Annotated in this window: 14 protein-coding genes; 10 read left to right on the forward strand and 4 right to left on the reverse strand. The window is 68.9% G+C overall.

Annotated features, from left to right (window positions below; genetic code table 11):
- Positions 1-10: 10 nt before the first annotated feature.
- Positions 11-2,161 (reverse strand): alpha-glucuronidase family glycosyl hydrolase, encoded by a 2,151-nt coding sequence (locus GGR88_RS08150; protein WP_425338478.1) that lies wholly within the window; start codon positions 2,159-2,161, stop codon positions 11-13.
- Between the two features lie 126 nt (positions 2,162-2,287).
- Between GGR88_RS08150 and GGR88_RS08155 the strand changes: the two genes are divergently transcribed.
- Positions 2,288-3,034 carry a DUF6445 family protein gene (locus tag GGR88_RS08155; protein WP_167954026.1) on the forward strand — a complete coding sequence of 249 codons (747 nt, stop codon included), beginning with the start codon at positions 2,288-2,290 and terminating at the stop codon, positions 3,032-3,034.
- Between the two features lie 70 nt (positions 3,035-3,104).
- Here GGR88_RS08155 and GGR88_RS08160 read toward each other — a convergent pair whose 3' ends face one another.
- Complete coding sequence (locus GGR88_RS08160; protein ID WP_167954027.1) at positions 3,105-6,617, reverse strand: TonB-dependent receptor; 3,513 nt, start codon at positions 6,615-6,617, stop codon at positions 3,105-3,107.
- Positions 6,618-6,822: 205 nt separating this feature from the next.
- Between GGR88_RS08160 and GGR88_RS08165 the strand changes: the two genes are divergently transcribed.
- The 9 genes from GGR88_RS08165 (at position 6,823) to GGR88_RS08205 (ending at position 20,468) form a co-directional block, all read left to right on the forward strand.
- Positions 6,823-8,313: a tryptophan halogenase family protein gene (locus GGR88_RS08165; RefSeq protein WP_342449750.1), complete on the forward strand. Its 1,491-nt coding sequence runs from the start codon at positions 6,823-6,825 to the stop codon at positions 8,311-8,313.
- Positions 8,310-9,731, forward strand: a complete 1,422-nt coding sequence (locus tag GGR88_RS08170) for a tryptophan 7-halogenase (RefSeq protein ID WP_167954028.1) — start codon at positions 8,310-8,312, stop codon at positions 9,729-9,731. The genes GGR88_RS08165 and GGR88_RS08170 overlap by 4 nt, the downstream gene beginning before the upstream one ends.
- 11 nt (positions 9,732-9,742) lie before the next feature.
- Entirely contained in the window at positions 9,743-11,263 is a 1,521-nt protein-coding gene (locus GGR88_RS08175; RefSeq protein ID WP_167954029.1) for a tryptophan halogenase family protein, read from the forward strand.
- A 68-nt stretch (positions 11,264-11,331) separates the two neighbouring features.
- On the forward strand, positions 11,332-13,053 hold the full coding sequence (locus GGR88_RS08180; RefSeq protein WP_167954030.1) for a glycoside hydrolase family 43 protein: 1,722 nt from the start codon (positions 11,332-11,334) through the stop codon (positions 13,051-13,053).
- Entirely contained in the window at positions 13,050-14,852 is a 1,803-nt protein-coding gene (locus tag GGR88_RS08185) for a glycoside hydrolase family 9 protein (RefSeq protein WP_342449751.1), read from the forward strand. The genes GGR88_RS08180 and GGR88_RS08185 overlap by 4 nt, the downstream gene beginning before the upstream one ends.
- Positions 14,828-16,384: a tryptophan halogenase family protein gene (locus GGR88_RS08190; protein WP_342449752.1), complete on the forward strand. Its 1,557-nt coding sequence runs from the start codon at positions 14,828-14,830 to the stop codon at positions 16,382-16,384. Before GGR88_RS08185 ends, GGR88_RS08190 begins: the two co-directional genes overlap by 25 nt.
- Positions 16,385-16,437: 53 nt before the next feature.
- Positions 16,438-17,670, forward strand: a complete 1,233-nt coding sequence (locus tag GGR88_RS08195) for an SGNH/GDSL hydrolase family protein (protein ID WP_167954033.1) — start codon at positions 16,438-16,440, stop codon at positions 17,668-17,670.
- 15 nt (positions 17,671-17,685) lie between these two features.
- Positions 17,686-19,263, forward strand: coding sequence for an aldehyde dehydrogenase (NADP(+)) (locus tag GGR88_RS08200; protein ID WP_167954034.1), 1,578 nt, complete (start codon positions 17,686-17,688; stop codon positions 19,261-19,263).
- A 2-nt stretch (positions 19,264-19,265) separates the two neighbouring features.
- On the forward strand, positions 19,266-20,468 hold the full coding sequence (locus GGR88_RS08205) for an endo-1,4-beta-xylanase (RefSeq protein WP_342449753.1): 1,203 nt from the start codon (positions 19,266-19,268) through the stop codon (positions 20,466-20,468).
- A 99-nt stretch (positions 20,469-20,567) separates the two neighbouring features.
- Here the strand turns inward: GGR88_RS08205 and GGR88_RS08210 are convergent, their stop codons facing one another.
- Positions 20,568-21,983, reverse strand: a complete 1,416-nt coding sequence (locus GGR88_RS08210) for a sugar porter family MFS transporter (protein ID WP_167954450.1) — start codon at positions 21,981-21,983, stop codon at positions 20,568-20,570.
- A gap of 113 nt (positions 21,984-22,096) precedes the next feature.
- Positions 22,097-23,158: a LacI family DNA-binding transcriptional regulator gene (locus GGR88_RS08215; protein ID WP_167954035.1), complete on the reverse strand. Its 1,062-nt coding sequence runs from the start codon at positions 23,156-23,158 to the stop codon at positions 22,097-22,099.
- Between the last annotated feature and the right edge of the window lie 80 nt (positions 23,159-23,238).

Genomic DNA, 23,238 nt, shown 5'->3' on the forward strand with positions numbered 1-23,238 from the left:
GGACGGCTCCTCAATCGCCGCGTCCGGGCGCGTGCGGAAAGGTCAGGGACTTATAGTGGTCGAGGTTGTGCGCCGGCGGCGCCGCACCGGGCGGCAGCGGCAGTTCGGATACCGACTGGAAATAGGCGACGCTCGCATCCCGCCACCACCGCGCTTCATTCGCCTGGATGTCCAGGAACGTCGCCGTCTTGGCATGGCGTTCCGCATCGACGAACGGCCTTGTCCGGCTCCACAGGCGGTCCATCTCCGCCACGCGTGCAACCCCGCGATCGTAGCGGGCGATCAGCCCGGCCCACAGCGTCTCTCCCGTCGACAGCCGATGATCCCAAGGAAGATGATGGAACCACAGGAGGAGGTTGTCCGGCGTGGTTGCCGGATCGCCGAAGCGCCGCGCGACCGCCGGTGCATATTGCGACACCGCGTTGCTGCCGGTCACCGAGCGATCGAAGCCGATCCCCTCCCGGTCTGCCCGATGGTAGTAGGTCGGGTTCCACTCGGGCCTGGCCAGGTCGCCGACCCATGGTCCCGGTCCATAATGATGGTCCGTCGCCATCAGGTGCGCCAAGCCCAGCGGCGTCATGTAATCAACCACCGCCTCCCGCGACATCATCAGGATGTCGGTCACCGGCGCGATTGCTTCGGCCCGCGGTGAGAAGGTCTGCGCCGCCCACTCCCGGGCGATCTCGTCGGCCGGCAGCGCCGCATCCCAGGCGAGCCGCCCGAACGCGTACCAGTTCGCCTGATTGAAGGTCGATCCGCTCCAGTCCCGGTCGTCGCCGATGTTGGCGACACCTGCGATGCCGGTCAGCCGATCGCCTTGTCCGCTCCCCGCCACCACATCCGCGACGGTGCCCGCCGGGTGGCCCGTGTCGGTATCCAGCACCTCCTCGAACAGCGTGCCGAGATAGGCGATGTGCGTCGCGAAGCCGAGATACTCCTTGGTGATCTGCAGCTCCAGCATCAGCGGCGTCTGCGGCATGGCGCCGAACAGCGGGTGGAACGGCTCGCGCGGCTGGAAGTCGATCGCGCCGTTCTTCACCTGCACGATGACATTGTCGTCGAACCGGCCGTCGAGCGGCTGGAACTCGGCATAGGCCTGCTTGGCACGGTCCGCCGCGTCGGTCTCCGAATATACAAAGGCGCGCCACATAACGACCCCGCCATGCGGTGCGAGCGCCCGGGCGAGCATGTTCGCGCCCTCGGCATGGCTGCGGCCATAATCGCCGGGGCCCGGCTGCCCCTCTGAGTTGGCCTTGACGAGAAAACCGCCGAAATCAGGGATGCGGGCGTAAATGCGATTCGCCGTCTGCGCCCACCATCTTCCGACGGCGGGGTCGACAGGGTCGGCGCTCTGCAGTCCGCCGATCTCGATCGGCGCGGAAAAGCGCGCGGAGAGGTACACCTTGATGCCGTACGGGCGCAGCATATCGGCAATCGCCGCGACCTTCTCCAGATAGCGGGGCGTCAGGATCTCGGCGCTGGCATTGACGTTGTTCAGCACCGTCCCATTGATGCCGATCGATGCGTTGGCGCGGGCGTAATCCGTCAGCCGCGGGTCGCGCCAATCCGGAAGCAGCCACCAGTCCCAGAGTGAATCGCCGGCATAGCCACGCTCGACATGCCCATCGAGGTTGTCCCAGTGATTGAGGACCCTGAGGCGCACCTTCGGCGCCGATCGAAGGTCCAGCACGTCGATCGCGCGCCCCTGCCCCAGGTGACGCAGAAGACCGAAGCTGCCGTAGAGCAGCCCCTGCTCCGTTCGCGCCCCGATCACGGTCACCGGCACGCTGCCGACGCTCGCGGAGCGCAGCACGAACCCTTCGTCGCCAAGTCCCCGTAGGTCGACTCCGGCCTCGCGCAGCCTGGGATCGCCTTCCCGCAGCATCAGGATCGTCCCCGCCTGCAGGCGCGTGGTGCGGATCGGCGCGCGACCGACCATGCCCGCCAGCCCTCGCTCCAGCTCGGCCGCAGCGACGGCCGCGACCGGCCCGGGTTCCGGGGGCAGCATGATGGCGGTCAGCGCCGGCCGAATAGCCGCAGCCTCGGCTTCGGCCAGCGGCGCGTAGCGCAGCCACAGGCGGAAGCCATCCTCCGCCGATGCGGCCGCAGGCAGCAACAGCACCGCCATCGCAATCAGCAATCGTCGCACCCGTGTGATGATCGGCCTTGCCACGGCTCTCCTCCCGCGCCACCCCGGTCTCGGCCGGACCTTTGCGCGCTTGGTCAAAGCGTTATCATGGTAGCGCTCCCGCGCAAGGGCCGGGCATGGTGGCAGCGGGGAAAGATCATGTCCAACGCGGAAGATGATCAGGGTCTGACGACGATCGCTCCCCTTGCGCCGGTCAGCACTCGGCTTGGTCGCGAAGGCGAGCAGCTGCTGAAGATCGAACGGCTGCTTTCCGATCCTTCCCCGCTCATCCGGGCGGCGGCGGTCGCGCGGTACACGCCCGCTTATGGTCCCGCCGGGGGCTATCCCGGCATCCGGGCGCCCGCGCCTCCTGCCTATGTGCGGGCGGTCGCTCTCGCCCTGTTCCCGCTCATCCGGGACGTCTTTGCTCTGGGCGACGTGCGGCTGGGTCGCGCCGAGGCCACGCTCTCGCTGGTGACGCTGCCGCCGGACACGCTCGTCCCCGCACAGCGCGTGCCGCATGTCGACACGCATCATCCCCTTCAGTTCGCAATCCTTCATTATCTTTGTGGGGAGGAGTTCGGCGGCACCGCCTTCTTCCGACATCGTGCCACCGGATTCGAGACATTGGCGCCCGATCGGCAGGATCTGTTCGACACCGCGCAGGCTGACGAGCAGCGCGGCCATCCGCCGGAAGGGTATCGGGTGGGATCGGACCGCTGGTTCGAGGAGATCGGGCGGGTCGACGCGGCCTTCAACCGCGTCGCCGTCTATCGCAGCCGGCTGCTGCATTCCGGTGTGATCGCATCGCCGGAACGCCTCTCCGCAGATCCGGCGCGCGGGCGGTTGACCGCCAACATCTTCCTGACGCTGCGGCAGAACGCGACCGCCGGCGGCACGTCCTGAACGACATGGGGCGCCGCCCTTCGGCGACGCCCCATATCTTTTCGTCCGGGGGCAGGTGCCCTGCCGCGCCTCAGAAGTTGAAGCGCGCCAGCATCGAGAAGCGGCGGTCGTTCATGAACCAGCCGCGCGGGATGATGCGGATGTCGTCCTCCCCGCCCGGCCCCTGCACCGCGACCGAGGTCTTGGTAATCGAGTTGGTCAGGTTCACGCCCTGGATACCCAGGCGGAAGTTCGGCGTGACCTGCACGAACACCGATGCGTCGAGCTGGCCGTACGCCTCCTGAAACACGGGGTCGTAGGGCACGATCACGTCGCGGGTGGTCAGCAGATACTGCGACCGCCAGCTGTAGGCCGCACGCAGCGACACGCCGCCATATTCGTAAAATGGCGTGATGTTCACCGTGTGCTTGGACAGGCCCTGAAGACCGAAGCCCGAGACGTCGACGTTGGACACCAGGCCATCCGCGACCGAGAGATCGCCCGGATCAAGCGTCGGCTGCGGCACGCCGGAGCTGTCGACATAGGTGTAGTTCGCCTGCAACCCCAGGCCCGCCAGTGCGCCGGGCAGGAAGTCGTAGGTCTGCTGGTACGCGATCTCCACACCCTTCACGGTTCCGGTATCGGGCGAGTTGATCTCGCGCGTCACCACGCCTTCGAAGGTCTGCCCGTTGTTGGTGAAGCTCTGCCGCTCCGTCGCGAACACGACGACGCCCTTCACCCGCTTGTAGAAGCCCGAGAGCGTCAGCGAGCCGACATCGTCGAAATACCACTCGGCCGTCAGGTCGAAATTGTCGGCAGTCACCGGCAACAGGTCGGGCGACCCGGCGCGGATGCCCGCACCCTCGATGCGCACCTGGCCCTCGCCGGAGATGATCCCGTCGTTGGGATCGTCCGTCGCCAGGTTCGGCGTCACCGTCAGCTGCGCGCCCGGCGGCGTCTGCGGGCCGATGCTGATCGGGTAGTAGTTGCGGATCTGCGTCGTGTTGGGCGGCGAGATCCCCTTGAAGTAGGCCGCGCGGAACTGCACCCCGCCGCCGACCTCAAGCCGCAGGTTCACCGCGGGCAGCACATAGTCGTAGCTCAGCTCGAAATCGTTCGGCTCGACCGCCGCGTTCGAGAAGGCGCGCGCCGCCGCACGGGCCTGCGGATTGCTGTAGAGGAAGGCGCAGCCCGCCGGCACCGTCGGTGTCGTCGGCGGGGTTTCGCCCGCCTGCGGATTCACGATCTGCCGGATCGCCGTGCGGCAGGTCGCGTCGTCGGTCAGCGGGTCGGTGCCGCCGAACTGGAAGAAGCCGCCGCTGGTCCGCTCGGTCTTGCTGTACCGCACGCCGACGTTGCCGGTGAAGCGGACGCCGTTGTCGAACTCCTGCTCCAAGTTCGCCATGATGTAGGCGGCGTTGTTGATCTCCTCGATCGGGTTCACCTCGCCCGGCAGGTAGGGCGAACCCGCAAGCACGCCCGGCCGCTCGGCAAGCGGAACCCAGCCGGTCGCTCCACCGGTCGGCACCGAACCCGCCGGCAGCCACTCGTCGCGGATGCTCTTCGCAAAGGCGATGTAGGACGCATAGTCCTTCGCCGGCTGGCCGGAATAATAGAGCCGCCCGAGCGCCGGTGACGGCACCTGCCCGCGCATGAAGTCGCCGAAGATGAAGGAGCGGTAGGATCCGACCTGCGAGTTGGGGCCGGTCTGGTCCGCGCCGGCGCCGCCGATCTGCTCGTCCAGCCAGACGGGACCGCCATTGCCCCACTGCTCCGACAGCACACCCCAGTTGTAGGTCGAGTTGCGGGCGATCTGGTCGCGATCGGCATAGCGATAGCCGGCGCGGATCGACTGCAGGAAGCCGGTTTCCGGGAAGCTCAGTTCGGCATCGAAGCGAAACGCGTCGGAGTTGCCCGACGATTCCTCCACATGGTCCATCGCCGAGCGCCAGAAGGTGCTGGCCGGATCAAGGAAGCCGTTCGTCCCTGCCAGATAGGTGGGATAATTGGCCGACGATCCCGGTGTTCCGATGCACTGGCCCTGCGCGTTGGTCGCCACCGTCTCGCAGGTCTGCGGCGCAACGAAGCGCACCTCGGGCAGGTCCTTGCCGCGCAGGTCGATGAACACGTCCTGGTAGGACGACGTCCACAATCCGTTGTCGACAACCTCGCCACGCGATTCGACATGGCTGTAGTCGAACACGAAGCCGAGCCGATCGCTCGGATCCCAGCGGAAGTTGAAGCCATAGTCGTCGGTGACGCTCTGCTCCTCGTGGCCGCGATACTGGTTGTTCGACTGGAGGCCGAAGGCGGGCGTGCGCGTGCCGGCCAGGTTGGGGCCGGTGCCGGGTGCCGTCTGCTGGTCGGCGCGCCATCCGGTCGGGCCGGTGATCAGGCCCTGGTCGAACAGGTCGTCGTCGTCGAACGACACGGTGGTGCCGGCGCGCGCGCGGCTGTCGCCGGCTGCCGTCACGTTGTCCGTCGCGATCTCGATGGTGTTCTCGGTCCAGGACTGGCGCGCGTCCGACCGGAGGAACTGGAAGATCGCTTCCATCGAGCCGTCGTTGCTGCGCCACTGCGCGGCGGCGGCATAGCCATAACGCTCACGGTTGAAGTCCTGCGTGCCCATCACGGCGCCGCGCGGGAAGATGCCGCTGCCGGTCTGCGTCGCGCCGTCGAACGGCACCACGTCGGTGCGCGTGCCGTTGCTGTACACCGGGCGCGTCCGGAAGCTGGACACCTGCAGGCGGTCGTTCCGCGTGAACAGCTGCGAGTAGACGATGCTGCCCAGGATGCCGATGTCGCCGATGCCGGTTTCCCAGCGCGTGCTGCCGGTCAGCGACAGCGTCGGGGCCGACCTGTTGACGAAGTCGCCGTAATTGATCTCCGCCGATCCCGCGAGATAGGACTTGGCGCTGTCGAAGGGCTTGCGCGTGCGCAGGTTGACGATGCCGGAAATGCCGCCCTCGATGCGGTCCGCCGACGGCGACTTGAACACGTCCACGCCGCCGAGCAGCTCGGACGGCACGTCCTGGAAGCCGAGCGAGCGGCCATTGAGGGCGGAGAACGCCTCGCGGCCGTTGAATTCCGACCGCACATAGGTGAGGCCGCGCACGGTCGCCTGCGATCCTTCCACGGAGAAGTGGTCGGGATCGACGCCGGCGGCAAAGCGGCTGATCGACACGCCCGGGATGCGCTGCAGGGTCTCGACCACCGACCGGTCGGGCAACGCGCCGATGTCTTCCGACGTGACCGAATCCACGATCACGTTGGAGTCACGCTTGATCGACTGGGCGTTCTGCAGCGACTGCCGGTAGCCGGTGACGATCACGTCCTCTTCGGAGGCGGTGGCGTCATCGTCCGTCAACGCGGCCGGCGGCGTCGAGGTTGCCGGCGTCACCCCCAGCGCCTCGGCAGACGATCCGCCGCTCGCGCCCGTCGTTCCCTGCGCCGGCGGCGTCGTGCGCGGCTGCGATGCCTGGGCGGTGGTGGCTGCGGTCGCCTGCTGCGCAAGCGCGGGGGTCCCGGCTCCAGCACCCGCAAGGACGAGCACGGAACAGCCCGACCACAGGCCGGACATCGCGCCGCGGCGCGAACGAGACATGACTCGAGGTTCGGCCTTCAGCAATCCACCCTCCCGTTGTAGCGCTAACATCACCGAGTTGCGCATTTGATGGTGACGCTACCAACCAGCTGGTCGGACGATCAAGCCCCGCTGCGAAAAGTTTCTGCACTGTTGCCGAACTCACACCATCGCCCGATTTCGGGACCGTTGACGGGGTGCATCGGTGCGCTAGGTTTCGCGCCCCGTGGAGCAGGATCGCATCAGGACCGTGTTGATCGTCGGCGGCGGCACCGCCGGCTGGATGACCGCGGCTGCCTTGGCTCACAAGCTTGCTGATACCGGTATCGCCGTCACTCTCGTCGAGTCGGAGGAGATCGGCACCGTGGGCGTGGGGGAAGCCACCGTGCCGCACATCCGGCACTTCAACGCCAGCCTCGGCTTCGACGAAGCCCACTTCATGTCGGAAACGCAGGCGACCTTCAAACTCGGCATCGAGTTTCGCAACTGGGGGCGGATCGGCGACAGCTATATCCACCCGTTCGGCGTGTTCGGCGCGCCGATCGATGGCGCCGAATTCCATCATCACTGGGTCCGGCTCCACCACGCCGGGCAGGCCGCCCCGTTCGATCATTATTCCTTGCCGTGCGAAATGGCGCGCACCAGCCGCTTCGCGCATCCGTCGACCGATCCGGCCTCGCCGCTGTCGACCTTCTCCTACGCCTATCAATTCGATGCGCTGCTCTACGCCCGTTACCTCCGGCGCTATGCAGAAGGTCGCGGCGTGCGGCGGACCGAAGGGCGCGTGGTCTCCGTCGACCGCAGCGAGGACAGCGGCGATGTCGCAGCCGTGCGGCTGGCGGACGGACGCGTGCTTGCCGCCGACTTCTTTGTCGACTGCTCCGGCTTTCGCGGGCTCCTGATCGAAGGGGCGCTCGGCGCGGGCTATGAGGATTGGAGCCACTGGCTGCCCTGCGACCGGGCGGTGGCCGTCCCGTGCGAGCGCCGGCCCGACAGCGGCATCACGCCCTACACGCGCGCCACCGCCCTGGCCGCCGGCTGGGCATGGCGCATCCCGCTTCGCCACCGCACCGGCAACGGCCATGTCTATTCCAGCCGCTTCACCGATGATGACGCTGCGGAGGCGGCGCTGCTGGCTGAACTTGACGGGGCGCCGCTTGCCGACCCGCGCCGGCTTCGCTTCACCACCGGCAAGCGCCGGCGTCAGTGGATCGGCAACACGGTGGCGATCGGTCTCGCCGCGGGCTTCCTGGAGCCGCTCGAGTCCACTTCCATCCATCTGGTCCAGCTTGCGATCGGCCGGCTGCTCGACCTTTTCCCGACGGGAAGCCCCGACCCGGTCGACGCGACCGAATTCAACCGGCTGATGGATGCCGAATATGATCGGATCCGCGACTTCCTGATTCTTCACTATTGCGCGACGCAGCGGGACGACACCGCCTTCTGGTCCTATGTCCGCACCATGGAACTGCCGCACAGCCTGGCAGAAGCCATCTCGCTGTTCCGCGCGCGCGGTGTTGTTCCGCTCTACCGCCACGGCATGTTCCTGGAACCGAGCTGGCTGGCCGTCTTCCTGGGTCAGCGCATGATCCCCGATGCCGTCGACCCTCGCGCCGCCCGAACCCCGGTCCCGGACAGCGCGGCGTCGGCGCAGGCATGGCGCGGCGCGCTTGTCGCCCAGGCTGCCTCCCTCCCTCCGCATCTGGCGGATGCATGATCGCGCCGGCCGCTCCCACGATCATCATCGCCGGCGACGGCCTTCTCGCCTGGCTGGCCGCGGTCAGGCTGGCGGCTGCGGTCGGCGGCAGCCGGGTGCGCGTCGTTCCTGCTGGCAGCGTCGACCATGGGATTGGACCGGTCGGCCCCAGCGCCATCGCCCTTCCGCAGTGGACCGCACGCGCGCTGGCGGCGGACAGTCCGGTCGCCGATGCGCTGGGCGAAGCGGCCACCGGCTGGGTTCAGGGGATCGGCTTTCGCGACTGGTCGGGGCGCGGCACCGCCGCCTTCTGGTCCTTCGGCGATGTCGGCGCACCGCTCGACGGCATCCCCTTTCATCAGATCCTCGCCCGCTGGCGGGCGGATGGCCGACCGGCCCAGGGCGCCGACTTCTCGCTGGCCGCGCTGGCCGCCCGCGCCGGGCGCGGCATCGCGCCTGCGCCGCACCCCGGCTCTCCGCTGTCAACGCTCTCGCCTGGCGTGATGCTGTCGGTGACGCGCTTCGCAGCCGCGCTCCGCACCCGCGCGACGGCACGAGCCGTAGAGCTGCTGGCGCCGCTTGCGGAGGCTCGGATCGACGAAACCGGGCAGATCGACCATCTCCGGCTCCAGGATGAAACGGAGGTTCGCGCCGACCTTTACGTCGATTGCACGGGTGAACAGCGCCGGCTGATCGATCGCGTCGCCGGGGACGGGTTCGATCCCTGGCGCGACCGCCTCCCGTGCGACCGGGTGACGTGGACCACGGCCGCCCCCCGCGCGCCGCAACCCTTCGCCATCCACCGGGCGGAAGGTGCCGGCTGGGCCGTGGATCAATGGACCGGCGATGGCTGGGTGACCCAGCGCATCGGCGCCAGCATCTTCGGTGCGGACGGGGCTCCCTTCCTCCCGGGCGCGCATCGCCGTCCCTGGTCGGGCAATGTCGTCGCGCTCGGCTCCGCCGCCTTGGTGGTGGACCCGCTCCACGCGCTTCCCCTCGCCACCGCCGCTGATGCGCTCGACCTGCTGCTGACACTGCTTCCCGCCACGCCGGGCGGACAGGCGGAGGCCAGCCAGTTCAACCGCGTCGCATCCCGCCGGCATGCGCGGGTGCGCGACCTCTCTCAGCTGCCATACCGGCTCAACCGCCGGCGGGGCGAGCCATTCTGGGATGCGGTCCGCGCGGCACCCGCCGACGATGCGCTGCTGTCGAAGATCGCGCTGTTCGAAAGCCGCGGCCGCGTGTCGATGCTCGACGATGAGCCCGTCGACGAGGACGACTGGATCTGGCTCCTCGACATGTTCGCCGCCTCTCCCCGCCGGCAGGAGCCGCGCGCAGCGGCACTTCCGCTGACCGCGATCGAAGCGCATCTTGCCCGCGTCCGGGACCGCCTGGTTGCGGCCGTGCGCGATCTCCCGCCGGTGGCGGCCACCCATTGAGAACAGGATCCATGAACCAGGCGCCCCTTCCCCCCGATCGTATCCGCCGCATCGTCATCGTCGGCGGCGGCAGCGCCGGATGGATGGCCGCCGCCACCCTCGCCCGCATCCTGGGGCCGGACTATGCCGACGTCACCGTCGTGGAATCGGACGAGATCGGCACCGTCGGGGTCGGCGAGGCGACCATCCCACAGATGGCGACCTTCAACCGCATGCTCGGCATCGACGAGGACGAGTTCATCCGGGAGACCAAGGGCAGCTTCAAGCTCGGCATCGAGTTCGTCGACTGGGCCCGCATCGGCCACAGCTACTTCCACCCGTTCGGCAGCTTCGGCGTCAACATGGGCGGCGTGTCCTTCCACGCCTACTACCTGCGCGCACGCGCCAACGGCGACACCCGGCCGATCGAGGACTGGTCGCTGCAGGCGACCGCTGCCAGCCGCGGCAAGTTCATGCGCCCGATCGACGCCGGCCGATCACCGCTGTCGGAGATCGCCTATGCCTACCATTTCGATGCGGGCCTCTACGCGAACTACCTGCGCCGGTTCGCGGAGGCGCGCGGCGTCGTCCGGCAGGAAGGCCGCGTCGTCGATGTGCCGCTGCGGCCCGGCGACGGCTTTGTGGAGGCTGTGGTGCTCGCCGACGGCACCCGGATCGGGGGCGATCTGTTCATCGACTGCTCCGGCTTCCGGGCGCTGCTGATCGGAAAGGCGCTCGGCACCGGCTTTGTGGACTGGTCGCACTGGCTGCCCTGCGACCGGGCCGTCGCCGTGCCCTGCGCCGGCAGCGACGCGATGACGCCCTTCACGCGCTCCACCGCGCGCAAGGCCGGCTGGCAATGGCGCATCCCGCTGCAGCATCGGGTCGGCAACGGCCATGTCTATTGCAGCCGCTACCTCAGCGACGACGAGGCAACGGCCATGCTGCTCGAAAACCTGGATGGGGAGCCGCTTGCCGATCCCCGTCTGGTGCCGTTCCGCACCGGGCACCGCACGTCCTTCTGGGTGCGCAACTGCGTCGCTCTGGGCCTCGCCGCCGGCTTCATGGAACCGCTCGAATCGACCAGCCTCTGGCTGATCCAGAGCGGCATCTCCCGCCTCCTCGCCATGTTCCCGGATCGGCGCTTCGATCCTGCGGAGATCGATCGCTACAACCGGATCCTGTCGACCGAATATGCCGAGATCCGCGACTTCCTGATCCTCCATTACCACGCGACCGAGCGCCGCGACTCCGCCTTCTGGGATCATTGCCGCAACATGGCCGTGCCGGAACGACTGGCCGAGAAGATGCGCGTTTTCCAAAGCCACGGCCGCACGTTCCGGGAGAACGAAGAGCTGTTCAACGACACCAGCTGGTTCGCCGTGATGCTCGGGCAGCAGCTGGCGCCGCGTGCCTATGATCCGGTCGCCGACATGATGAGCTGGGACGAAACGGAACGGCGGCTGGCGCATATCCGCGACGCGATCAACAACTCGGCCGACTACATGCCGCCCCACCGCGAATTCATCCGCGCCAACTGCGCGGCGACGTGAACGCTGGACCGATCGTCCCCAGCCGCTATTGGTAGCGATACCGAGCCATCAGAGCCCCGGGGAGGATTATGTTCAGATCTTTGTGTGTCGGGCTGCTTGCGTCTGTCGCCGCCGGCTGTGCCTCGCTTCCGGCCGACCGCGCGGGGATCGATGCCGCAGGCCCCGGCCCGGTCGCCAGCTTCGACCGCTTCACATACTCCGGCAGCGATCCGACCGACACGGTGGCCCTTGGGTCAGGCGACTATCGCAATCCGATCCTCCAGGGCTTCTACCCGGATCCCAGCATCACCCGGGTCGGAGACGATTATTACCTCGTCACCTCCACCTTCTCCTACTTTCCGGGCATCCCGGTGTTCCACAGCCGCGATCTCGTGACCTGGCGGCAGATCGGCAATGCGATCGACCGTCCGGGCCAGCTTGATTTCGGCCGGCTGGGCCTGTCGCGCGGTGTGTTCGCGCCGACCATCGAGCACCGGAACGGCACCTTCTATATCCTCAACACCTGCGTCGATTGCGGCGACAATTTCGTCCTGACCGCAACCGATCCGGCAGGGCCGTGGAGCGATCCAACCTGGCTGCCCGATCTGCGCGGCGGCATCGATCCATCCTTCTTCTTCGACGAAGACGGCAGCGCGTGGATCCTGAACAACGGCCCGCCCGAAGGCACGCCCCGCTACGAAGGGCATCGCGCCATCTGGATCCAGCGGTTCGACCTTGCCACGATGCAGACGACGGGGCCGCGCAAGGTGCTGGTCGACGGCGGCGTCGACCCCTCCACCAACCCCATCTGGATCGAAGGCCCGCACATCCTGAAGAAGGATGGCTGGTACTACCTGCTCGCGGCGGAAGGCGGCACGGCCGTCAACCATTCGCAGGTGGCGCTTCGATCGCGCCGTCCGGACGGCCCCTACACGCCCAACCCCGCAAACCCGATCCTCACGCAAAGGGATCTGGCGGCCGACCGGTCCAACCCGATCACCTCGGCCGGCCATGCGGATCTTGTGCAGCTTCCGAACGGCGACTGGTGGGCCACCTTCCTGGCGGTGCGGCCCTATCGGGGCGATTTCTACAACACCGGGCGGGAGACCTTCCTGCTGCCGGTCCAATGGGTCGACGGGTGGCCCCGCATCACCCGTCCGGGCGAGCCGATCGCCACCGTCCACCCCCGCCCCGCCCTGCCGCGCAGCCCGGCAGGCTCCGTCCCGACGAACGGCCCGTTCACCGTCGCCTATGACTTCGCGGATGCGGAACTCGGGCCCGAGTGGATGATGATGCGCAATCCCGACGGACGCTGGTACCGGCTCGGCGATGGCGCCTTGCATCTTCAGGCTCGCGTCGCCGCGCTCGGCGACAACGGCAACCCGTCCTTCCTCGCGCGTCGCCAGCAGCACCGGGATGCCGTTGCCGAAACCACGGTGCGCTTCGTGCCGGAGCGTGACGGCGACGAGGCCGGCCTGGTCGCCTTGCAGAGCGACGATCACTGGCTTTCGGTGACCATCGCCCATGTCGGCGGCCGCCCCGTGCTGCGCGCCGCTCTCCGCGACGGCAGCGACGATCCCGCAACCGGCCGCACTCTTGCGACGGCCCCGCTCCCGGGCGCTCCCGGCACACCGGTGGATCTCAGTATCACCGGCAACGCCCGGCGCTACCAGCTCGCGTGGCGCGCGGCAGGAACAGAATGGCGCACGCTTGCCGACGATATCGACCCCACCATCCTCAGCACGGCGCATGCCGGCGGCTTCGTGGGTGCCGTCTTCGGCGTTTATGCGCACAGCGGCGCTTCCCGGTGAGAACCGGGCTCGCCCTTGCCGCTGCATCGCTGCTGTGCGCGCCCGCCGCAGCGCAGCTGCACGTCAACCAGCTCGGCTACATTGCAGACGCTCCGAAGCGGGCGTTTGTGCAGTCGGACGCGACTGCTCCGGTCGGATGGTCGGTTGTGGACGACGCCGGGCGGCCGGTGCTGACGGGGCAGAGCGTTCCGCTTGCGCCCGACGCGGCCGCGGGCGTGCCGCTGCACCGCATCGACCTCGACCCGCTCGCGATCGAGGGCGCCGACTACAGGCTGGTGGTTGGGGAGGAGCGGAGCGCACCATTCGCGGTCGGCCCCGCCAGGCTCTACGCGCCGCTTGCCCGCGATGCGCTCGGCTTCTTCTACCAGAATCGCGCCGGTACGCCGATCGAGGCGACATTTGCCGGCGGGGCGGAATGGGCGCGCCCGGCCGGACATCTGCCGGAGCGGGCGACCTGCTTTTCCGGAACCGACGATCGCGGCAATCGCTGGCCCGGTTGCGCATACACGCTCGACGTCACCGGCGGCTGGTATGATGCCGGCGACCACGGGAAATATGTGGTCAACGGTGGCATCAGTCTCTGGACGCTCCTGAACCTGCATGAATGGAGCGAAGCGGGCGGCCGCGCGCTGCCCGTCGCAGATGGCGCGCTGCCGCTGCCGGAGGCTGGAAACGGCGTCTCCGACCTGCTGGACCATGCGCGCTGGCAGATGGAGTTCATGCTGGCGATGCAGGTGCCGGCCGACACGCGGTTGAGCCTGCCCGTCGATCAGGCCCCCGGCACCGCACCGCTCCGCTTTTCCACCGTGGAAGCAGGTGGGATGGCGCATCACAAGGTCGCGGATGTCGCCTGGACGGCGCTTCCAATGCGTCCTGATCGCGATCCGCAGCCGCGCTTCCTCTATCCGCCATCGACTGCGGCCACGCTCAACCTCGCGGCGACCGCCGCACAATGTGCACGGGTGTGGCGTGACCTCGATCCCACCTTCGCTGCCCGCTGCCGCGCCGCCGCGGTCGCCGCCTGGAATGCGGCCGAGCGCAATCCGCGCATCCTCGCGCATGATTTCGCCGGCAGCGGCAGCTACGGCGACGGCGATCTATCGGACGAGCGCTTCTGGGCGGCGGCCGAACTCTTCGCCACCACCGGTGATGCGCGCTTCGCCGCCGTCGTGCGCCAATCGCCCTTCTGGCGACAGCCGATCGCGGCGGAGCCCGGCTGGGCATCGGTCGCCCCGCTCGGCCTGATCAGCATCGCCGTTGCGGGGCCGGACAGCGACGCCGCGACCGCGCGAACGATGCTGGTGGACGCGGCGCGCCGCTGGGCAGCGGAGGCGCCGACCAGCGCGGTCGGCATCCCCTATGCCGGCACCCGTTATCAATGGGGATCGAACAGCAACCTGCTCAACCGGGCGATGATCCTTGCCATGGCGGCGGGCTGGACGGGCGATCAAGCGCTTGAGCGGCCGGCGATCGCGGTCATGGACTATCTGCTCGGCGCCAACCCCCTCGGGATGTCCTATGTCACCGGCTACGGTGTGCGGCGGATGGAGAACCCGCATCACCGCTTCTGGGCGCGCCAGCTCGACGCCAGCTATCCACCGCCCCCGCCCGGCGTCCTGTCCGGCGGACCCAATAACCAGGCGATGAGCGACGATGTCGCAAAGGAGCTTCGCGGCCGCTGCGCCGCCCAGCAATGCTGGCGGGACGATGCGCGCGCCTTTTCGATGAACGAGGTCGCGATCAACTGGAACGCGCCGCTCGCCTGGATGGCGGCGTGGATGGCGGGGGATCGGCCCTGACCCTGGCTGCCCCCATCGACCATGTTGTCATCGTCGGCGGGGGCACCGCCGGCTGGATGACGGCGGCGGCGACCGCCCATGTCCTCGCCAACGGCCGGCGCCGCATCACCCTCGTCGAATCGGACGACATCGGCACGATCGGCGTCGGCGAAGCGACCATTCCGCCGATCCGCGCCTTCAACGCCCGCATCGGCGTCGACGAGGCTGGCTTCGTCGCCGCGACCGGCGCGACCTTCAAGCTTGGCATCGAATTCCGTGGCTGGGGTGACCGGGACGGCCGCTATCTCCACCCCTTTGGCGATCCCGGCCATGATTTCAGCGGGGTGCCCTTCCACCAGGTTTGGCTGAAGCATCGCCACCGTCCGGACGTCGGGCCGCTTCAACGCTACTGGATGTCGGCGGTCGCCGCCGATGACGCGCGGTTCGATCGCCCGCGTGCCGACCCTTCGCTTCCCATTTCGCAGCTCAACTACGCCTATCACTTCGATGCGGGCCTTTATGCCGCCCATCTGCGTCGCGTTGCGGAGGCAGGCGGGATCCGCCGCGTGGAAGGGCGTGTCGCCGCCGTCGATCAGCATGGGGAGAACGGGCATGTGACGTATCTCCGCCTCGCCGACGGCCGACTGATCGACGGCGATCTCTTCATCGACTGCTCCGGCTTTCGCAGCCTGCTGCTCGGCGGGACCATGGCGGTGCCGTTCCAGGACTGGTCCCACTGGCTCCCGTGCGACCGGGCGGTGACGGTGCCGAGCGCGCGGCGCGATCCGCTGCTGCCCGTCACGCGCAGCACTGCGCGGACCGCGGGCTGGCAGTGGCGCATTCCGTTGCAGCATCGCACGGGCAACGGCCTCGTCTATTCGAGCGCGCATCTGGACGAGGACGCGGCCGCCGGCATGCTCATGGCCGGCCTTGACGGACCGGCTCTCGGCGATCCCCGTCCGCTGTCGTTCCGCACCGGTCGACGCGCCCGCTTCTGGCACCGCAATGTGGTTGCGATCGGCCTGTCGGCCGGCTTCCTCGAACCGCTCGAATCGACCAGCATCCATCTCGTCCAGTCGGGCATCCAGAAGCTGCTGGCCCTGTTCCCCGACCGCGGCTTCGCGCCTGTTGAGGTGGACGAGTACAACCGGCTGATGACGGCGCAGTTCGATGCCGTCCGCGATTTCGTGATCCTCCACTACAAGGCGAACGGCCGGGTCGGCGAACCCTTCTGGGACGCGCTGCGGACGATGGCCGTCCCGGACAGCCTCGCCAGCCGGATCAACCTTTTCCGGGAAAAGGGTCGCCTGTTCCGCTACGATGACGACCTGTTCTCGGTCGCGAGCTGGGTGGCGGTGCTCACCGGCCAAGGGATCTGGCCGCGCGGTCATGACCCGCTGGTCGACTCGCTCGACGACCAGCGTGTGCTCGCAGCCCTCGCCGGCCTTGCCGACGCTTACTCGCGAACCGCCGCGGCGATGCCGGCGCACGACCGCTTCGTGGATTACCTCCGTGCCTCCGCCCCTGCGCTTGACACCCGCGCTGCATCATGAGCGTTAGCGCTACCGGAAAGCGGGCAGCGAGGCGCATCAGCATGGCCGGCATCATGAGCATCTGGAGGCTGGCGACCGCCGCCGCCCTTCTGCTCGCCGTTGTCGTTCCGGCGCAGGCGCAGGCCCGCTGGATCGCGGGCTGGGCGAGCGCGCAGATGATCCCGGAAGGGGAAAATGCGCTCGAACCCCGGCTGCTGAACGATGCGACGCTGCGCCAGGTGGTCCGGGTCACTGTCGGCGGGAGGGCCGTCCGCGTGCTCCTGTCCAACAGCTTCGGCAACGCGCCGCTCACGGTCGGCGCCGCCCATCTCGCGCCCGCCGCGCCCGGCGGCGCGATCGTGGCCGGCGGTCAGCCGATCCTCTTCGCGGGCAGGCCGAGCGTGACGATCCCGGCCGGCGCGCAGATGCTGTCTGACCCCGTGGCGATGCCGGTCCAGGCCTTGTCGAGCCTTGCCGTCAGCCTGCACCTGCCCGATCCGCCGGCGCGGCAGACCGGCCACCCCGGTGCGCGCGCCACATCCTATCTGGCGTCCGGCAACCATGTCGCCGCCGCCCGCCTTCCGGACGCGCGGACCATCACCCGCTGGTATCAGCTCGCCGCCCTGCTGGTCGATGCAGGGCCGAACGCGCGGGCGGTGGTGACGCTCGGCGACTCCATCACGGACGGATACGGCACCACCACGGACGGCAATGGACGCTGGCCCGACCGGCTTGCGGAACGCCTCCAGTCCCGTCCCGCGCTCCGGGACGTGGCCGTCCTCAACATGGGGATCGGCGGCAACCGGCTTTTGCGTGACGGGCTCGGTCCAAGCGCGCTGGCGCGGCTTGAACGCGACGTGCTCGCGCAACCGGGCGCCGCCTATCTGATCCTGCTGCAAGGCGTGAACGATCTGGGCACGCTGACCCGCGACGCTCCCGCCTCCGCAGAGGCGCACGCGGCGCTGGTCGCTGGCCTGATCGGCGGCTTCGGGCAGATCGTCGATCGTGCCCATGCCCACGGCATCCAGGTCATCGGCGCAACCATCCCGCCCTACGGCGCCAGCGCCTATTATCATCCGGGCCCCGCGTCGGAGGCCGATCGCCAGGCGATCAACCGCTGGATCCGCACCAGCGGCCGGTTCGATGCCGTGGTCGACCTGGATGCCTTGATGCGTGATCCCGCCGACCCCACCCGGCTGCTCGCGCGTTTTGATTCGGGAGACGGGCTCCACCCCTCCGCCGAAGGTTACCGCGCGATCGCCGATGCCATCCCGCTGGCGCTGTTCGAGCGCCGCCCCCCTCGCTGACGAAAGGATTTCATCATGGACACTCAGATCAGGGGCGACATGTTCATCGGCGCCGATGCCGTCGCCGGCACCGCGGGCGAGCTCCACGCCATCGATCCCGCCAGCGGTCAGACGCTCGATCCGGTTTATCGCGGCGCCACCCGCGACCAGCTCGATCGCGCCTGCGCGCTCGCCGACGATGCCTTCGACAGCTACCGTGAGACCGCACCGGACGTGCGCGCGGCCTTCCTGGAGGCGATCGCCGACAACATCATGGCGCTCGGCGATGCGCTGATCGAGCGCGCCATGGCGGAAACCGGGCTCCCCCGCCCGCGGCTGGAAGGCGAGCGCGGCCGCACCTGTGGTCAGCTGAAGCTGTTCGCTCAGGTCGTGCGCGATGGCCGGCATCTGGACGTGCGGATCGATCCGGCGCTGCCCGATCGTCAGCCGCAGCCCCGCCCGGACCTTCGCCTGCGCAAGATCGCGATCGGCCCGGTCGCCGTGTTCGGCGCGTCCAACTTCCCGCTCGCCTTCTCCGTGGCGGGCGGCGACACCGCCTCCGCGCTCGCTGCCGGCTGCCCGGTGGTCGCAAAGGCGCACCCGGCGCATCCCGGCACGTCGGAGCTGGTCGGCCGTGCCGTCCGCGACGCGGTCGCCGGCGCCGGCCTGCCGGAGGGCGTCTTCTCCCTGGTCATGGACACAGGGTACGAGATCGGCGGCGCGCTGGTCACCGATCCGCGCATCAAGGCGGTCGGCTTCACCGGCTCGCGCCGCGGCGGCCTGGCGCTCTGGCGCATGGCGCAGGATCGGCCGGAGCCGATCCCTTTCTATGGTGAGATGAGCTCGATCAATCCGGTCCTGCTGCTTCCCGAGGCGCTCGGCGCCCGCGCCGACGCCATCGCCCGCGGTTTCGTACAATCGCTCGCGCTCGGCGCCGGTCAGTTCTGCACCAATCCCGGCTTGGTGCTGGCGCTCGCCGGCGAGCCGCTCGACCGCTTCGTCTCGACCGCCGCCGAGGCGCTGTCCGCGCTCCCCGCCGCGACCATGCTCACGCCCGGCATCGCGGATGCCTACCGCGCCGGCGTCGCCGCCATCGCGAAGTCGGACGCTGTCGAAACGGTCGCCCGTGGTCAGGAGGGTCACGCCCACAGCTGCCAGGCGGCCCTGTTCGTCACGGACGCACCCCGCTTCCTTGCCGAACATGCGCTTCAGGACGAGATCTTCGGCGCCGCCTCCCTCGTCGTGCGCTGCGCCGACCTTCACGAGATGCGCGCGGTGATCGATGCGCTGGAAGGGCAGCTCACCGCCGCCATCCACATGGATGCAGGCGACCATGATGCCGCCCGCACGCTCCTGCCGCGGCTGGAGCGCCGGGTGGGCCGCATCCTCGTCAACGGCTTCGGCACGGGCGTGGAGGTGGCGCATGCCATGGTCCACGGCGGTCCCTTCCCGGCCACGTCGGATCCGCGCACCACGTCGGTCGGCAGCCTCGCCATCGACCGCTTCCTGCGCCCGGTGGCCTATCAGGACCTGCCGGATGATCTGCTCGCTCCCGCGCTGAAGGAGGCCAATCCGCTCGGGATTGAGCGGCTGGTCGACGGCAAGCGGGGCTGATCGTGGACGGCGCCACCGTCGCATCGTTGCCGCTCCTCGACCGGCGGCAGGGTCTGGCGTTCCTCGGCGGCCTGGCGCTGACCGGATGTGCGACCGCCGGCGGCATCGCGCCCGCTGGCGCGGCGGGGCCTGTTCCCGCCGCGCCCGGGTCGCTGGCGGCCACCGCCTCGGCGCGGGGTCGCCGCTTCGGCTCCGCGGTCGCCTGGGGGCGGCCCGGTGCCGATCGCGGATCGTTCGCGAACCCCGCCTATGCCGCGCTATTGAAGCGGGACTGCACGCTGCTCGTTGCGGAGAACGAGATGAAGTGGCAGGCGCTCCGCCCGGCCGCGGACCGCTACGCCTTTGATCGGTTCGACGCGATCATGGCCTGGTCCGATGCCAGCGGCATGGTGATGCGCGGCCACAATCTTCTCTGGCATCAGGACAAATGGCTGCCACGCTGGCTGTTCAGCCATTCCTTCGGGACAGATCCGGCGGCCGAGGGGCGTCGCCTGATCGTCGACCATATCGACACCGTCTGCGCGCGCTACGGCACCCGCATCCCCAGCTACGACGTGGTGAACGAGGCGGTACGCCCCGACGACGGCGGCCTCTACGATACGCCGCTGTCCCGCGCGATCGGCAGCGCGGAGGCGACCATCGACCTCGCCTTCCGCACCGCGCGCGCGGCTGCACCGCAGGCCGAGCTCGTCTACAACGACTATATGAGCTGGGAGCCCGGCAACGGCGCGCACCGCGACGGCGTCCTGCGGCTCCTGCGCGGCTTTCGGGAGCGCGACGTGCCGGTCGACGCACTCGGCATCCAGTCGCATCTGGTGACGCAATCGGACGCCGCGGACGGTGGTGCGGCGGCGCTGACGGACGATTGGCGGCGTTTCGTCGATGCCGTGGTCGCCATGGATTACCGGCTGCTGATCACCGAGCTGGACGTGCGCGACAACAACCTGCCCGCCGATCCGGCCGTGCGGGACAGGGTCGTCGCCGGCTATGCCCGCGCCTATCTCGACGTCATGCTCGCCTACCCGCAGCTGCGCGACGTGCTCGCCTGGGGCATGTGCGATCGCTACAGCTGGATCGAGGGCTTCGAGGCCCGCAGCGATGGCGCGCCGCGCCGCCCCTGCCCTTATGACGCGCAGTTCCGCGCCAAGCCGCTCCGCGACGCGATCAACGCCAGTCTGGAGGCCGCCGCGCCGCTGCCAGCCTGACGGCGTGGCTGATCGATCGGCAATCGCACCCGTGCCGAACAGCATGAAGGCCGCGCCGGTCGCCCGGCGCGGCCTTCCTGTTTGCGACGGATCGCGGGATCAGCCGACCATCTGCTCCAGCTCGCGTCCCCGGGTCTCGTGCACCATCGCGCGCACGAAGAAGAAGGAGATCGCGGCGAAGATCGCATAACCAAGATAGGTCACTGCCAGCCCCGGCCAGGTCACCAGCGTCGGGAAGCTGACGCTGATCAGCGCGTTGGCGATCCACTGGGCAAAGCCCGCCACCGCCAGCGCCGATCCGCGGATCTGGTTGGGGAACATCTCGCCCAGCATCACCCACATGATCGGGCCCCAGCTGACGTTGAAGAAGATGACGTACAGATTGGCGGCGATCAGCGCGATCAGCCCGAACGATCCGGGCAGCGACACCGAACCGTCGGCCGCCGTGGTCGCGGTGGAAAAGCTGTAGGCGACCACCGCCAGCGTCACCGCCATGCCCGCCGACCCGATCAGCAGCAGCGGCTTGCGCCCGACTTTGTCGACCACCGCGATCGTCAGGAGGCACGCCGCGATCGACAGGCCGCCGGACAGGATGTTGATCTGCAGCGCGTTGTCCTCGCTGAACCCCACGGCCTGCCACAGCACCGCGCCATAGTAGAAGACGACGTTGATGCCGACGAACTGCTGGAAGATGGCAAGGCCGATACCCGCCCACAGGATCGGCCGGATCCGGCCCGTGGTCTTGTCGATCAGGTCGGACAGCCGCGGCTTGTGCTGGTCGGCAGCGAGCGACTGGCGGATCTCGCCGACCTTGCGAACCGCCTCGTCCCGGCCGAACAGGCGGGTCAGAACACGCTCGGCTTCCTCCTCGCGCCCCTTCACCACCAGGTATCGCGGGCTTTCCGGGATGAAGAGCAGCGCCACAAAATAGATGATTGCCGGGATCGCCTGCAGCCAGAACATCCAGCGCCACGCCTCGTAACCCAGCCAGAAGTCGGCTGTGGACCCACCGGCAAGCCGGGCGAGCGCGAAGTTGGCGACGAAGGCGCCGGTCAGGCCGGTGATGATCATCACCTGCTGCACGCTGGACAGGCGCCCGCGGATCGAAGCCGGCGTCACTTCGGAGATATAGACGGGGGAGATCACGCTCGCCGCGCCGACGCCAAGGCCGCCGATGATGCGGGCGATGATGAAGACGGCGGAACTTCCCGCCGCCCCGGCCAGGATCGCGCTGACCAGGAACAGCACGGCCGACCACATCATCACGTTGCGCCGTCCGATCAGGTCGGCCAGCCGTCCCGCGCCGAACGCGCCGATCGCCGATCCCACCAGGATGGCGCCGACATTGACGCCGATGCCGAGGCTGCCGAGCTCGAACGCGCTTTCCAGCCCGTTCTGCGTGCCGTTGATGACGCCGCTGTCATAGCCGAACATGAAACCGCCGATCGTCGCCACGATGACGATCAGCGTGATGAAGGCGTAGTTTACGCGTGATTGCCCGCCCTGCAGCGCCATATCCATGAACTCTCTCCCTCGTCACGGTCGGCCTGGTCTGTTCTGCCTTCCGAGCCTGGAAGGATGGCCGATCCGCTATGCAGATGGTATCGCTATCAGCTTTCCGGGGGCGGTCAAGCCGATGTGCGCGGTCGCCGCCGTGGCGGCGCGTCCGACTGGCGCCGGACCAGCGTGTAGTCGAGCAGCTCTTGCGGTTGCGCCCAGTCGCCCGTGCGGTCGCGAAGCCGCGCGACAAGCGATGTGATGGCCAGCCGCGCCATGTGCGCAATCGGCTGCCGGATGGTGGTCAGCTCGGGCCAGATCGCGGTCGCCAGCGTGGTGTCGTCGAATCCGCTGATGGTAAGGTCGCCGGGCACGTCCATGCCCAGCCGGTGCGCCACCGCCACCGTGGCTGCCGCCATGTCGTCGTTGGACGAGATGATCGCGGTCGGCGGCTCGTCCAGCCCCAGCAGCCGCTCGGCCGCGTCCAGCCCGGATCGGTAGGTGAACAGGCCCTCCACCACCAGTTCGCTCTCCAGCTCCAGCCCGGCTTCCGCCAGCCCGTCCTTGAAGCCTTCAAACCGGTTCGCCGACGCTGTCAGATTGGGGTCCCCGCAGATGAAGCCGATCCGCCGGTGCCCCAGGGACAGCACATGGCGCGTCATCGCCGCCGCCGCTGCGCGGTCGTCGATGCCGATGGCCTTGGCTCCCGTTTCCGTGCCGCCGGTGGCGACGGTCACCGTCGGCACGCCCGCTTCCGCCAGGAAGGACAGCAGCGGCTGGCACTCGCACAAGGGCGGCGGCAGCACCACGCCGTCGACCCCCGCCCCCACCAGGTGGCGGGCGGTATCCAGCGCCATGTCCTCGCTGTCGCACCGCTCCACGATGATCTGCACGTCGCTGGTGCGCGCCTGGTCGAGGCTGCCGAGCAGATACTCGCTCAAAAAGCCCTGGCTGGGATTGCTGTAGAACAGCCCGATGCGCAGCTGCTCGCCGCCCGCCAGGCTGCGCGCCGCCGGATTGGGCGTGTAGCGCAGCGCCGCGATCGCCTCGTTCACGGCCTCGCGCGTCTGCGGCCGGACGCTGCCTTCGCCGTTGATCACCCGCGACACCGTCATCGGCGACACGCCGGCCATGCGCGCCACGTCGCTGATGCGGGGGCTGGTGCTGCGGCGTCGCGACGTTCGGGCGGTCATGTCTCGCTGTGCAGCAAGGCTGCCGGTTTTCACAAGCCTGAAAGCCGCGCAGCGACGGGACATGCTTGCCGTGATGAGGA

The sequence above is a fragment of the Sphingomonas jejuensis genome (genome assembly GCF_011927695.1).
Lineage (GTDB): Bacteria > Pseudomonadota > Alphaproteobacteria > Sphingomonadales > Sphingomonadaceae > Sphingomonas_K > Sphingomonas_K jejuensis.